The sequence below is a fragment of the Actinomadura physcomitrii genome (assembly GCF_008923205.2).
Taxonomy (GTDB): Bacteria; Actinomycetota; Actinomycetes; order Streptosporangiales; family Streptosporangiaceae; genus Spirillospora; species Spirillospora physcomitrii.
Genome location: NZ_WBMS02000031.1, coordinates 1 through 13,568, shown reverse-complemented (window position 1 = coordinate 13,568; position 13,568 = coordinate 1). Strand labels below are relative to the sequence as shown.

Here is a 13,568-nt window from a genome sequence, read left to right as displayed (position 1 = left end):
CGTCATCCCTTCGGCGTGTAGCGTGCCGCACCCGAGTCGACGCGCTCGCGAACCTCGTCCACGAGCCACTGCAGCCGCTTCTTGCGCTCGGAAATCGGCAGGTACTCGCGCATGAGCTGCCCGGGAAGTTCGCCGGACTCGGCATCGACGACGTCCTTGCCGTGCTCCCGGATCGGAGTGCCGTTCACGATCACGTACTCGATGCCCTCGGCCTTGGCGATCAGCCGCCGCGCGTTGCCCGGCTGGTCGTTGACCCGCTGGATCGGGCCCGCGTTCACCGTGTCCGGGTCGAACACCACGACGTCGGCATGCCAGCCCTCCGCGAGCTGTCCGCGGTCCTTGATTCCGTGCACCTCGGCCTGCATGGTCGTCATCATCTGGATCGCCCGCTCCATCTGGAGCCCGCGCTCCCGCACGAAGTAGCCCAGCACGTACGACGGGTACCGCGAGTCGACCAGCTGGCTCACATGCGCGCCCGCATCCGACGACCCGAAACGAATGATGTCGTCCTCGATGAGGCGGAGCAGCTCGGACTTGTCCGGGTCCTGGTGCCCGCTGATCGCACCGAACCGGGCATGCAGGTCGGACTCGATCGACAGATCCAGCAGCACGTCGGCCGGCGTGGTGTTCCGCTCCTTGGCGACGTCGAGCAGCATCCGGCCCTCGAGCTCCGGCGCCTGGGGAGTGTAGTTGATAATCAACCACGGCCAGTAGTTCTTCACCCAGTCGTTGCAGGCACCCAGCTTCCGGAACGCTTCCCGGAATTCGGCGGTCTTGTAGGCGGCGAGGCGCCCGTCGATGGTCTTGATGGCTGCGATGGGGCCGAACAGCGCGTGCGATTCCGGGGCCGAGTCCCGCCACCGTCCGGGAATGTCGATCCCGAACATGAACGGGTCTTCCAGGCCGACCTCGAAGGTGTTGTCCAGAGCAGGAATCTGCGGGAACCAGATGTGGCCCTTGGCCCACGCCTTCTCGATGGCGTTGAGCTTGACGATATGAGACCCGTCCGGCTTGATGTTGACGACGGTGTCGGTCACCGGGACGCCCGTCAGGTCCATCAGCCGGGTGATGCCCTCGGGCGTCATCTCCGCGTCCGCGGGTCCCCACGTCGTATGGAACGTGCCCACATCGAGGTCGGCCAAGATGGATGCGAACTCGACGAGTTCCTGGTAGCGAATGATCCGGCTCGGCACCGGGTTGCCTTGCGGGTCATGGTGGGCGTGCGAATTCGACGTCGAGAAGCCGACCGCGCCGGCCTCCATCGCCTCGCGCACGATCCGCTTCATCTCCGCCATCTCATCCGGAGTGGGATCGCGCCGCGAGGCAGCGTCCTCGCCCATCACCCAGATACGGACGGCGGTGTGTCCGACGAAGGAGCCGAGATTGATCGCGATACCGCGCCGCTCGATCAGTTCGAGGAACTCGGGGTAGGTCTCGAAACCCCAGTCACCCAGCCCTTCCGCACTGCTTTCGGCTTCGATGCCCTCGACGCCCTCGAGCGTTCTGAGCATGAACATCCGGTCCTTCTTCTTAGCCGGCGCGATACCGAAGCCGCAGCATCCCATCACCGCCGTTGTCACGCCGTGCCACGGCGACACCGTCAGCATCCGGTCCCAGAGCACCTGCGCGTCGTAATGCGTGTGGACATCGATGAATCCGGGGCAAACCACCTTGCCGGTCGCATCGATCTCACGCGTCGCGGAACCAGGCGCCGCACCGACGGCGACCAGCTTGCCGTCCTTGATACCGACGTCGCCGCGGTAGCCCGGTGCGCCGGTGCCATCGACGATCGTTCCTCCCCGGATCACCAGGTCGTACTCCGTCGCCATGGATGACTCCTCTCAAAAAGTATCCCGAACACTGATCGGAACCCCACAAGCCGGTTCGCCTAGCCCGGCAAAACCGGACAGATGACTCAAATGCTCGGGGAGCTTGGAATCTTTGTATCCAAATTAGTGCGTTCGGTCTTTGCCGTCAAGCTTCAGCGCGCCCGCGATCGCCGCGAGTTCGTCGGCTTCGAGGGGACGGCGCGTCACCGTCAGGTTCTGTTCGAACTCCGCCGGCGTCTCAGCGCCCACCAGTACGGCATTGACCGATGGGTTGGCCAGCAGCCACCCGATCGCCAACTCCGGCAGCGTGCGTCCGGAGGCCTCCGCGACGGCGCGAAGGCGGTCGACGAGATCGAATACCTCGGGATTCCAATACCGTTCGCGGTACATCGGGCGGGCCGCCATCCGGCTGCCTTGCTCCGGTCCGCGGTCGTAGGAATAACGGCCGGTCAGCATGCCGCCGGCCAACGGCTGGTAGGCCAGCACGCCGACCCCACCGTCCACACAGGCCGGAATCTGTTCCTGTTCCGGGCCGCGTGCGATCAGGTTGAACGCGACCTGCATCGTGGCGAAATTCTCGATGCCGAGCCGGTCGCCGGTCCACAGCGCCTTGACCAACTGCCAGCCCGCGAACTCCGAGCAGCCGATGTAGCGGACCTTGCCCGCACGCACCAGTTCGCTCAGCGCCGTCAGGGTCTCTTCGATCGGCGTCCGCGGATCCCAGCGATGGACCTGGTAGAGATCGATGTGGTCGAGCCCGAGGCGCCGCAGGCTGGCCTCCAGCGCGGCGCGGATGTGCAGCCGCGAGAGCCCGTCGTCGTTGGGCGAGACGCCCTGGCGCCAGCGATCGAACGCCGTGGGCGGGGCCGTTCCGGCCGGCGTGTGCTGCGTTACCGCATCACCGACACGGAACCCGACCTTCGTGGACACGAGCACACGATCCCGGTGCCGGGCGACCGCGCGGCCGACCAACTGCTCGCTTCTGCCCTGCGCGTAGATGTCGCCGGTGTCGATCGCGTTCACCCCGTTGTCGACGGCGCAGTCCACCAGATTCCGGACCGCCGACTCGTCGATGAGCTCACCGAAGGTCGCTGCCCCGAGCACGATTTCCGAGATCCGTGCTCCGGTTCGCCCGAGCTGCCGATACTGCAAGACCAATCCTCCTTGTCACGGCAGCCTGCTCACGCCGCCGCCGCATGCGTGAGCGGGAAATGGCATGCCACGTAATGGTTGTCATCGATCTCGCGAATTTCGGGTTCTTCGTCCGCGCAGATCTTCTGCGCGAACGGGCACCGAGTGCGGAACCGGCATCCGCTCGGCGGGTTGATGGGTGAGGGCGGTTCTCCCTGTACCGTTCGCCGGCCACGGGGATCGATTCCGGGGTCGGGCACCGGGATCGCGCCGAGCAGCCCGGCGGTGTAGGGATGCGCGGGACGGGCGTAGAGCGGGTCCGGACGGGCCGTCTCGCAGATCTTGCCGAGGTACATCACGATCACCCGATCGCTCACGTTCTTCACCACGGCGAGATCGTGCGAGATGAACAGCATGCTCAGCCGCCGCTTCTGCGACAGATCACCGAGCAGGTTCAGCACCTGGGCCTGCACGCTGACGTCGAGTGCCGACACCGGCTCGTCGCAGATCAGGACGTCGGGATCGAGGACGAGCGCGCGAGCGATGGACAGCCGCTGACACTGGCCGCCCGAGAGTTGCCGGGCGCGGCGCGAGCCCATGACGTCAGGATCGAGCCCGACCTCACGCAGTACCGTTCGCACCTTCTCCCGGCGCTCCGCCCGGGTTCCCGAAGCCACGATCCGGGACGGCTCGGCCACGACGTCCTCAACCGTGCGCCTCGGATTCAGCGAGGCGATCGGGTCCTGGAAAACCATCTGCGCCTTCGGCCGGAACCGTCGCATCTCACGCTCGCTCAGCGTGGTCACCTCGACGTCGTCGAACCGGACCGAACCGGATGTCGGTCTCGGCAGGCCGAGCACCGCGCGTGCCGTCGTCGACTTCCCGCACCCCGACTCCCCCACCAGGCCGAGCGTCTCGCCTGCCAGCACATCGAGCGAGATCCCCGACACCGCGTGCACCCGGTCGCCGGAGCCCTTGAGCCGGTACTCGACGACAAGATCCTCGACGGACAACACGACCGAGTCCGATCGGCGAAGATGGGCCTTGCCCGTGCCTGCCATCAGGCGTCCTCCTTCAGCGTCTGACCGGACGTGGCGAGCGTGGCGCCCGTTTCCTCCGGGGTACCGGAGTCCGGGTACCAGCACGAAAACAGATGCCCGGACCCGGTTTCGTCGACCAGGGGCGGTTCCTCGGACCGGCATCGATCGCGAGCGAAGGCGCACCGCGGAGCGAACCGGCAGCCGGGAACCCGTTTGGTGAGGTCCGGCGGCGCGCCGGGGGTCGCCCGCAACCGGGTGTGGCTCGGCGCCGTCAGCCGCGGCATGCTCGCCAGCAGCGCGCGGGTGTAAGGCATCCGCGGAGCCGCGAACAGATCCTTCGTCGGCGCGATCTCCACGATGCGCCCGCCGTACATCACCGCGGTGAAGTCGGTGCGGCCGGCGACGACACCCAGGTCGTGAGACACCAGGATCATCGTCATCCGGTGTTCGTCCTGGAGGTCAGCCAGCAGATCCAGGATCTGCGCCTGCACCGTGACGTCGAGTGCGGTGGTGGGTTCGTCCGCCAGCAGCAACGACGGACCGCACGACAGCGCGATCGCGATGTTCACCCGCTGCCGCATCCCACCCGACAACTCGTGCGGATACTGCCCGAGACGCCGCTTCGGCTCCGGAATCCCCACGTGCGTCAGCAGCTCGATCGCGCGATCTCGCGCTTCCCTTTTCGACAGCTTGAGGTGCCAGCGCAGCCCTTCGGTCAGCTGACAGCCCACCGACAGCACCGGGTTGAGCGCGGTGCCCGCGTCCTGGTTGACCATCGCCAGCTCGGTGCCCCACAACTCCTTGCGGCGCTCCAGCGGCAGCCTCGTCAGATCCGTACCGTCGTACCGCACCGACCCGGTGATGGTTCCTCTCCGGTCGGAGATCAACCCCATGATCGCCTTACAGGTCATCGACTTGCCCGAGCCGGACTCGCCGACGAGACCGAGCGTCACCCCACGGTCCAAGGTGAGAGTCAAGCCGTCGACCGCATACACCGGTCCTCGCGGCGAGTTCAGCCGGAGCTGGAGGTCGGTCACCTCCAGCAGCCGTTCCGGTTCGGCCGACGATGCGGTGCCGCGTGATCCATCTCGTGTCATCCGACCATCCCGTCCTCTGCCCCAGCGTGTGACCATCACAGGTTGGCGCCTCGTGCGTTGCCGGTCCGCTGCTGCAGGTGATGACCGACGGCGTTGAGCGAGAGCACCGTCAGCAGTAGCACGGCAGCGGGAATGAAAACCAGCAGCGGTGCCTCACGCAGGTTGTCGCGGCCGGATGCCACCATGCCACCCCAGCTCGGTGCCGGTGGCGGGATGCCCAGACCGAGGAAGCTCAGCGAGCCCTCCGCCACCACGGCCATCGCCATCACGACGAACGCGTAGGACAGCAGCGGGACGACCACGCTCGGCAGCAGCTCACGAATCATGACCCGCAGCCGGCTCGCGCCCGCCGAGCGGGCGGCGAGCACGAACTCCTGACTCGCGAGCCGAAGCGTGGCAGCACGAGCCAGCCGCGCGAACGACGGGGCGAACACGATCGCGAGCGCGATCCCCAGTGTCCACAAGCTGGGCGTCAGCACGGCAGCGAGGGCCATCAGCAACATCAGCGGCGGGAACGCCAGGGTCGCGTCGATGAAGACGGTGATGACGCGTTCCGCGTGCCGCCGGCGATACCCGGCGACGAGACCCAGCATCCCGCCGACCACGAGCGCCAGCCCGACCGAGATCAGCGCGACCATCAACGACGGACGAGCTCCGTCGATCAACCGGCTCAGCACGCTGCGCCCAAGCTGGTCGGTACCCATGAACTCCGGCCAGCGCGCTCCGGGTGCCAGGTTCGGCGTGCCGACGGGCACGGCGGGATCGGCAAGCGGGAGGATCGGCGCCAGCACTGCCAGGAGTGCGATCAGCATGAGCCAGAACCATGCGCCCACGACCCCGGCACGCCGCCGAAGGACACCCAGGCCGCGTATCGCGGTCCGGTAGCCGGTCCTCCAGCGGCTCGGCCGCGGACCGCTGTCCCGGCCCGCGCCGGCGGCGGTGTCCGGGGCCTCGGCGATGACACTCATCAGATCGCCACTCCTTCCGTGCGTACACGCGGATCCAGGTACACGTACACGATGTCGATCACCGCGTTGATGACCACGTAGATGAAGGCGATCAGCAGGACGAGACCCTGAATCATGATGTAGTCCTTGGACTGGATCGACTGGATCATCAGCTGACCGATCCCCGGCACACCGAAGATCAACTCGACGATCACCGCACCCCCGAGCAGCCGGCCGAAGCTCAAGCCGCTCAACGTGAAAAGCGAAAACGATGCGGGTTTCAACGCGTGCCGGAGCAGGAGATGCCGCGTCGGCAACCCTTTCGCCGACGCGTTCGCGATGTACTCCTCACCAAGGACGGTGATCATGTCGGAGCGCAGAAGGCGAGTGAACACAGCTATCTCGGTCACCGCCAGGGTGAGCGCGGGCAGGAACGCGTACCTGAGATTTTCCGCCAGACCGCCGTCGAGCGCACGCCACCCGGTCGCGGGAAACGCGCCTGTCTTGACAGCGAGGAAATAGTCCAGGAACAGCGCCGTCAGAAACACGGGCGAAGCAATGATCACCGAGGTGAGTCCACTCGTCAGCCGATCCACCGGACGACCGACGCGCCATCCCGTGTAGACGCCCGCGGGTAGGGAAAGGACCAATGCGATCAGCAACGCGAACACCGCGAGCTCGACCGTCACCGGCAGCTTCTGCCCGATCGCCTCCAGAACCGGCTGTCCGGTTCGCAGCGAGTTCCCGAAGTCGCCGTGCAGGACTCCACCGAACCATTCCAGATACCGCTGCCACGCCGGACGATCGAGCCCCATGCGGTGATGGAGCGCGGCGACCGCGTCCGGGGTGGCGCTGTTGCCCAGGATCGCATACGCGGGATCACCCGGAACGAGCTCCAGTAGTAGCATCGACGCGACGGACACCAGCAGGAGCACCACCACGACGTGCGCGAGCCTCCCCAAGACCATCGTTTTCACAGGCCACTCCCGTCGCGGCACGCCCAAGACGTCGTCGCTACCGCGGCCCGGCGACGTCCCATCGAGACCGAGCTAGTTCCCATACCGGCTCCTGAAATGAAGACAACGCGTATGACGGCATGGCCATCGGCGATCGGCTGCGCCGGCACGGCGGGAAGTTATACGCGCGCCGGGCGGAGCATCGCCTCGCCCGGCAGGTTCAGACCTCAGCGGGGGAAGGAAGAGCGCGTCGCGTCCTGGCCGGAGTGACACGGCTGGACCGGAAGGCCAGGAAGGTTGGGGCGGCCGCCGGCAACACACGCCAGGGGCAGTCGATGCACACCGTTCCTCGTTGGACCGTTCAACCTGTGCTCCCCTCGGCGACCTTCCGGCCACGCGTGAGCTTGTATCCAAAGCTGAGCTTGTATCCAAAAGTAAGCTGTGATCTCGGTCTCGTCAAGATGCAAAGCGGCAGCCGGACGCGACAGGCACCAGGCATACCCCGAGGAAGACGGTCGATGAGACCTGGGCTCTGGGCCTGAGCTACCCGTAGGCCTCGCCCGGCAGGACGGTTGACACCCCAAACATGTATCCATTACCATTCGGCCGTCCCGGCCCGGAAGTCATGACCGGGCCCCTGCCATCGGTGCCAGGCGAGGATCGGTTCTCGATGTCCGCAAACGGGCGCGCCGTCGCTGCGCATCGATGCAACACCAGCGCGCTTCGCGGGCGGTCACGAGGCACGTCGAAGGGCACGTCGTCACCGCCGTTGGCCATCGTCGTCCAAAGGATTCACCATGAAAAGTCGAGCGTGGACGATGCCGTTCGCGTTGCTGTTGCTCGCGGCGGCGTGCAGCCCGGGTGGTAATTCGAGTGATTCGGGTACGGATTCGACCCCGACGCCCGGCGGTACCTACACCTGGCTGGGCACGTACGACCCCACGAGCCTCGACCCCATCAAACAGAGCGCCGTGACCGGCTCGTACGGAAACGGTAACGATTACATGGCGTCTCTGTACGACCTGCTGGGCTACACAGACCCGAAGACGGGCAAGGTCGTCCCCAAGACCGCCGAGTCGATCACGACGACCGACGGCATCACCTGGACCATCACTCTGCACAAGGGCATTCGGTTCACTGATGGCACCCCGTACGACGCGGCCGCGGTAGCGTTCAACCTCGATCGCGAGCGGCAGCCGGGCACGACCGAGGCGCAAACGCTGTCGGCGATCAAGTCCACCACGGTCGTCGACCCGACCACCTTGCGGCTGACGCTCAAGAAACCGAACACCCTGTTCGACCAGGTACTGGTCAACGTCGCCCCGTTTGTCGCCTCGCCCGCCGCGGTCAACGCCGCCGGCGCCAAGTACGGCACGCTCGGCACCAAGGTCGTGGGAGCCGGCCCCTTCGTCCTCGACAAATGGGTCCCGGACGCCGACCTCTCGTTCTCCAAGAACCCCCAGTACTGGAATCCAGGACACCCTTACGTCGACCACTACGTCTACCGCATCATCACCGACGAGCAGACCCGCTTCAACGCCTTCACCTCCGGCGAAGGTGACGCCACCTTCTCCCTCGAGCACGACTTCGGGGCGCAAGCCGTCGACGCGGGCCAGAAACGGGTCACCGCACCCAAGCTCTCCGCCGAGTGGATGATCCTCAACGAGAAGACCGCGCCCTTCGACGACCCCCAGGTGCGCAAGGCGGTCAACATGGCGATCGACCCCCAGCAGCTGAACGCGGTCATGTACAAGGGCAAGGGGACGGTCACGCAGACGTTCCTCACCAAGGACAACCCGAACTTCGACCCCAACGCGCGGCTGCTGGGGTATGACAAGGCAGGCGCCCAGACGCTGTTCGACCAGGCAGCCGCGCGGCTGGGTGGCCCCGTTCACTTCCGCATCCTGTGCGCACCCAACACCCAGGCCAAGGCCGAGGCCGTCCAGTCACTCATGGCCGGCTACCACAACGTCGTCGCCACGATCGACCTCCGCCCCTCAGCCGAGAACTTCCCGGCTGTGGCCCGCGGCGACTACGAAGTCGCGATCTTCAGCCAGACCATGCCCGCCACCTTCGAACCGCTCGTCTCCCAGTACTGGCGCTCCGGGGAAGCCCGCGTCCAGCAGGGCTCCCACCCGGAGGTCGATGCCGCCATCGACCAGGCCCGCACCACGCAGGATCCGGGACAGCGCACCGCGGCCTACAACGCCCTGCAGGAAGCCGTCGTCAACCAATCCCACTTCTGGTTCCTGCCAGTCGTCCCGAAGGCGGACAGCATCGCGCTGGCGAACCGTGTCCACGGAGCACAGCCGCTCATGCTGGGAGTCCTCCCGGAAGACGTCTGGGTCGACCACTGACACCAGATTGGCCGACATGTCGAGTACCCGTCGTGACGGGCCCTGCGGAGATCTCGCCGCCGAGAACACTGTGGACAGCCAGTCGGCTACGCGACTGGTCGACCAGATCGTCGCGCGTCTACAGGAGATGATCTTCAGCGGCGAGATCCCACCGGGATCTCCGCTCCGGCAGATCGAGGTGGCGCAACGACTCGGCGTGAGCCGCACCCCACTGCGAGAGGCTTTGCGAATCCTCGCGAACATGGGTCTGCTCACCACGGGCACCTACAAGCGAACTCTCGAGGTAGCCGTCCTCTCGCACCACGATCTCACTGATGCCTCCGACGTCCGCACCCGGCTCGACCCGATCGCGGCCCGGTCGGCCGCGCGGCACGGGCTGGACCCCTCAGTGGTCGACGCGCTGAAGACGCATCTGGAGACCATGACGGCGGACGATGCCGGATCGGACCCGCGGGCCTACATCGAGGCACACGTCGCTTTCCACACACTAATCACCGAACACTGCGGAAGCCCGCTGCTGGTCCGCATGGCGCCGCTGCTCAAGTTGGGCGGCTACCTGATCCGCCGCGGCTTCGAGACCGCCAGCGCCCGGCAACCGGATATATCGCAGAACTCACGGGCCGAGGCGCTGCGCGAATTCGACATCATCCGGCACCATCACCGGGACCTGTTCGAGGCCATCATCAACCAGGACCCGGACAAGGCGGAGGTGGTCGCCGAGCACCACAGCCTCATCTCCCGCCGCCGGGGACAGGCGATGCCATTCGTATTGATGAGCGAGCATGACCTGGAAACGCAAGCGTGGGACGCGGAAGAGCACTGAGCGGCTGACGCTTGTCCCGGTCACGGCCATCCGGCTTGCGCGACCGCGGTTCTGTGCGGGTCGGGGTCCGACCGCTGCCGGCCGGCCCCCGGCCGCCGTCACTGGTCGGACTCGAGTTCGCGCACCATGAGCAAGGGCACCGCGCCGCCGGGGCCGCCGGAGATCAGGACGTGATGTTCGGCGACCTCCTCCGCACGGACCGGGTCGCGGCTCATGATCGCCTCGAAAAGGTCGCGATGGTGCCGACGTACGATATTGAACTCACGCATGGCCGCCGCACGCGATCGCTGCCGCGCCGCGCCGTTCCCCATAACTTTATTCGTCACACCGCCGCGAACCATGTTGCCGCCCAGCTTTAGCAACGGCGCCATGCGGACCAGCAGCGGGCTCCGGCAGTGCTCGGTAATCAGCATGTGGAAAGCGACGTGCGACTCGATGTAGGCCCTCGGATCCAGCTCGTCCTGGTCACACGTCATGACCTCCAGGTGCGCCTTCAACTCGTCCACCACGGACGCGTCGAGGCCATGTCGGGCCGCCGAACGGGCCGCGATGGGATCGAGGCGATCCCGCATTTCCAAGACGTCTTCCAAATCCTGGGGCAACAGGTCCGCGACTTCGAGCGTTCGTTTGAACTTTTCGGTCGTGAGCAGGCCCATGTTCGTCAGGATTCGCAGCGCCTCACGCAGCGGCGTGCGACTGACTCCCAGCTGCTCGGCGACTTCCATCTGCCGGAGCGGGGTGCCCGGCTTGATTTCCCCACTGATAATCATCTGCTGCAGGCGCTCGACGATTTGGTCGACAAGCCGGGGAGTCGATGACTCGCTCGCATCAGCGCCGTCAGCCGGCGAGTCGCCCGGAGGCAGTCTGTGGATACTCCGCGACATAATGTCCAGGGTAACGCACCACCGGTTTCGGGCGTCGTATCTCGCCGGCAGGGACAGTCCGCGGCGGCTCGTTCGCCCTCCACACCGGAGATCGCTTCCCGGCGAACGCAGGTGGCCATTCCCGGGCATCGGCAGGTGTCGGGAACCGAATCGTCAGCAGCTCGTCTGTGTCGGCGGCGCTGCCTCGACAGCGACGGGGACCGCGGTCATCCGCGGTTGACCGGACAGCGGATCGAAGTCGTCGGCGAAGCCGAGAAGCCGCGACGTGTTCGCACCCCGATCGGGCCTGTCCAAGCCGGGCAGGTCGCCGTAGCCATGTGCCATCGAAACGACACCCCGGCGCAGGTGTGGATCCGCGGCGACGATGGTCCGTACCTCGGCCTGCCGGGACCGCACCACGACGGCCGCTCCCTCGGCGAGCCCAAGATCGGCCAGATCCGACGGATGCAGGTAGGCGGGATTGCCGGGCCCGCCACGTTGGGTCGCGGGATGGCGGCATGAGGAGTTGAAGGCGTGCACCACCCGGCGGCACACCAGCCGGAAGGGCAGCGCGGGATCCGCGACCACCACGTCCCCCGAGTGTCCCGCGAGCTGCGCGAGCATCTCCGCGTTCGCGAGATCGAACCGCAGTCCGAGGCTGGTGGGTGGGCCGACGACCGGCGGCGGCGGGATCACCGACGGCCCGACCGGCCCGTCCGTACCACGCACGATCTCCCACGGCACCCGTGAGCCCGTCGCCAGTACCGCCAGGAGCTCCTCCGTGCTCGGGCTGTCCGCCGGGCCGATCTCGTGGGTCCAGGTCGCGTCGGGGAACAGTGAGCGCAGCGTGAGCGGCAGATCCAGCCGGGCTGCGAGCCCGCGGTAGAACTGCCACTCCGACAGGAGATCCGAGTCCTCCGGCGGATCCGCCACAGCCGGCGTGTACTGGCCGTGCGGTGTCGGAGTGCCGTAGCCGACGGCGTGCAATACCTGCGTGTCCTGAAGGAACGTGGCGGACGGTTGTTCGAAGGGCATCAGGGGAGGCAGCACGTAGTCCGCCAGCTCGGCCGTGGCCGACATCCATGGATCGACCTGCACCAGGAGCTCCAGTCCGGACAACGCACGGACGGTCCGTCGCTGGTCGGGAAAGGCGGCCGCCGGGTTGCCGCAGATGCTGAGCAGGGCCCTGACCTGGCCGGGCCCCTCGAGCAGCATCTCGTCGGCGAGCGCGGCCGTCGGCATGCCTGCCGCGGTGGCGGTGAGCCCGCGCACCCGCAGCGGTTCACCGAAGCCCGCCGCCGGCCGGGGTGCCACGGTCACCTCGGCCCGAGCTACCGGCGGAGGCAGCAGCACCCCGGCGTTCGCGATCTCCTCCCCCTCCCTCAGCACGTGCCCGCACACCAGATCGAGAGCCTGCACGAGGTATTCGACCAGCGTCCCGGAGCCGGTCATGTTGGGCCCGGTCCCGGCCATCGCGTAGCCGCGACGCTTCTCGCCCGGCGGACCGGCGAAGCGGCGCGCGGCCTCGACGATCTCCTCGGGATCGACGCCACAGCGCGCGGCGACCAAGGTGGGGTCGAAGGGCTCGAGGGCCCGCGTCAGCTCGGCGGACCCCGAGGCGTGCCGGGACACGAAGTCCTCGTCGTGGCGCCGCTCGCGCAGGACGGTACGGAGGATCGCAGCCAGGATCCCGATGTCGTGGCCCGGCTCGGGCTGCAGGTGCAACGTCGCCCGGCGTGCGGTCTCGCTCCGCCGCGGATCCACCACGATCAGCTCGGTTCCCGCCGCAAGCCGTTCGGCCAGCCACTCCCCCGGGCGTCCCAGCGGGAGCCCCTGATAGCTGACCAACGGATTGACGCCGACCAGGAGGATCGCGTCCGGCCGGTCGAACTCCTGGGCCGGCGCCCCCCAGCTGCCGAGCAGAGCGCGGGCCATCGGCTTGCCCGGCTTGTCGATCGTCGCCGCACCGAAGTCCATCGGCGAGCCGATGGCCTCCATGAACGCTCGATGAAAGGGCCGGATCAGGGCGTTCGCGATCACGTAGGTGCCCAGGTATCCCGCGATCGAACGCGGACCGCGCCGGTCGATCAACCGCGCCAGGACGGCGGCTATCTCGTCCAGCGCGTCCTCGACACCGATCCGGCGGTGGCTGCCGTCCGGCAAACGCTGGAGAGGATGGCGCAGCCGGGCCGGGTCGTTGAGGAAGGCGGGCTGGGCGCGGCCCTTGACGCAGCTGAAGCCGCGGTAGATCGGGTCCTCCCGGTCCCCGGTGACCGCGACGACACGCCCCTGCTCCACGGTCACGCGCAGCGGACAGCCCATCGGGCAGATCCGGCAGAAGGTCCGGCGCGTGCCCGCCTCCTGGGGATGCGAAGACACGGCGGCCGCCCGTCGCCGGCTAGATGAATGAGTCCAAGGAGTGTCGTTGCAGTCAGTGATCATAGGCAGTCAGTGACCGCTTGATCGACTGTCCGGTCTTGTCGTTGTGCCATATCGCCGCTGTGAGAGCGAGGATCCGGCACAGG

10 protein-coding genes are annotated in these 13,568 nt (G+C 67.2%); 2 read left to right on the top strand and 8 right to left on the bottom strand.

The window, feature by feature from the left end; all coding sequences use genetic code 11:
• Positions 1-2: 2 nt before the first annotated feature.
• From F8568_RS31480 to F8568_RS31455, 6 genes are all read right to left on the bottom strand, one after another.
• On the bottom strand, positions 3-1,829 hold the full coding sequence (locus F8568_RS31480; protein ID WP_151597328.1) for an N-acyl-D-amino-acid deacylase family protein: 1,827 nt from the start codon (positions 1,827-1,829) through the stop codon (positions 3-5).
• A gap of 123 nt (positions 1,830-1,952) precedes the next feature.
• Complete coding sequence (locus F8568_RS31475) at positions 1,953-2,981, bottom strand: aldo/keto reductase (protein ID WP_160573819.1); 1,029 nt, start codon at positions 2,979-2,981, stop codon at positions 1,953-1,955.
• Positions 2,982-3,010: 29 nt separating this feature from the next.
• Positions 3,011-4,021 (bottom strand): ABC transporter ATP-binding protein, encoded by a 1,011-nt coding sequence (locus tag F8568_RS31470; protein ID WP_151597326.1) that lies wholly within the window; start codon positions 4,019-4,021, stop codon positions 3,011-3,013.
• Positions 4,021-5,097 (bottom strand): ABC transporter ATP-binding protein, encoded by a 1,077-nt coding sequence (locus tag F8568_RS31465; protein WP_151597325.1) that lies wholly within the window; start codon positions 5,095-5,097, stop codon positions 4,021-4,023. Before F8568_RS31465 ends, F8568_RS31470 begins: the two co-directional genes overlap by 1 nt.
• A 35-nt stretch (positions 5,098-5,132) precedes the next feature.
• Complete coding sequence (locus tag F8568_RS31460; protein ID WP_151597324.1) at positions 5,133-6,065, bottom strand: ABC transporter permease; 933 nt, start codon at positions 6,063-6,065, stop codon at positions 5,133-5,135.
• Positions 6,065-7,012 (bottom strand): ABC transporter permease, encoded by a 948-nt coding sequence (locus F8568_RS31455; RefSeq protein WP_151597406.1) that lies wholly within the window; start codon positions 7,010-7,012, stop codon positions 6,065-6,067. Before F8568_RS31455 ends, F8568_RS31460 begins: the two co-directional genes overlap by 1 nt.
• Before the next feature lie 785 nt (positions 7,013-7,797).
• On the opposite strand from F8568_RS31455, the gene F8568_RS31450 reads away from it, so the two are divergent.
• Positions 7,798-9,357, top strand: a complete 1,560-nt coding sequence (locus F8568_RS31450; RefSeq protein WP_151597323.1) for an ABC transporter substrate-binding protein — start codon at positions 7,798-7,800, stop codon at positions 9,355-9,357.
• A gap of 16 nt (positions 9,358-9,373) precedes the next feature.
• Positions 9,374-10,180 carry a GntR family transcriptional regulator gene (locus F8568_RS31445; RefSeq protein WP_160573818.1) on the top strand — a complete coding sequence of 269 codons (807 nt, stop codon included), beginning with the start codon at positions 9,374-9,376 and terminating at the stop codon, positions 10,178-10,180.
• 98 nt (positions 10,181-10,278) lie between these two features.
• Here F8568_RS31445 and F8568_RS31440 read toward each other — a convergent pair whose 3' ends face one another.
• Both F8568_RS31440 and F8568_RS31435 read right to left on the bottom strand, forming a co-directional pair.
• Entirely contained in the window at positions 10,279-11,064 is a 786-nt protein-coding gene (locus F8568_RS31440) for a GntR family transcriptional regulator (protein ID WP_160573817.1), read from the bottom strand.
• 153 nt (positions 11,065-11,217) lie between these two features.
• Entirely contained in the window at positions 11,218-13,485 is a 2,268-nt protein-coding gene (locus F8568_RS31435; RefSeq protein ID WP_151597320.1) for a molybdopterin-containing oxidoreductase family protein, read from the bottom strand.
• Between the last annotated feature and the right edge of the window lie 83 nt (positions 13,486-13,568).

What these genes read in the sequence shown, in the direction of transcription:
- F8568_RS31465 (WP_151597325.1), bottom strand. Translation starts at nt 5,097, where the DNA reads ATGACACGAGATGGATCACGCGGCACCGCATCGTCGGCCGAACCGGAA.
- F8568_RS31455 (WP_151597406.1), bottom strand. Translation starts at nt 7,012, where the DNA reads ATGGTCTTGGGGAGGCTCGCGCACGTCGTGGTGGTGCTCCTGCTGGTG.
- F8568_RS31470 (WP_151597326.1), bottom strand. Translation starts at nt 4,021, where the DNA reads ATGGCAGGCACGGGCAAGGCCCATCTTCGCCGATCGGACTCGGTCGTG.
- F8568_RS31440 (WP_160573817.1), bottom strand. Translation starts at nt 11,064, where the DNA reads ATGTCGCGGAGTATCCACAGACTGCCTCCGGGCGACTCGCCGGCTGAC.
- F8568_RS31445 (WP_160573818.1), top strand. Translation starts at nt 9,374, where the DNA reads ATGTCGAGTACCCGTCGTGACGGGCCCTGCGGAGATCTCGCCGCCGAG.
- F8568_RS31460 (WP_151597324.1), bottom strand. Translation starts at nt 6,065, where the DNA reads ATGAGTGTCATCGCCGAGGCCCCGGACACCGCCGCCGGCGCGGGCCGG.
- F8568_RS31450 (WP_151597323.1), top strand. Translation starts at nt 7,798, where the DNA reads ATGAAAAGTCGAGCGTGGACGATGCCGTTCGCGTTGCTGTTGCTCGCG.
- F8568_RS31480 (WP_151597328.1), bottom strand. Translation starts at nt 1,829, where the DNA reads ATGGCGACGGAGTACGACCTGGTGATCCGGGGAGGAACGATCGTCGAT.
- F8568_RS31435 (WP_151597320.1), bottom strand. Translation starts at nt 13,485, where the DNA reads ATGATCACTGACTGCAACGACACTCCTTGGACTCATTCATCTAGCCGG.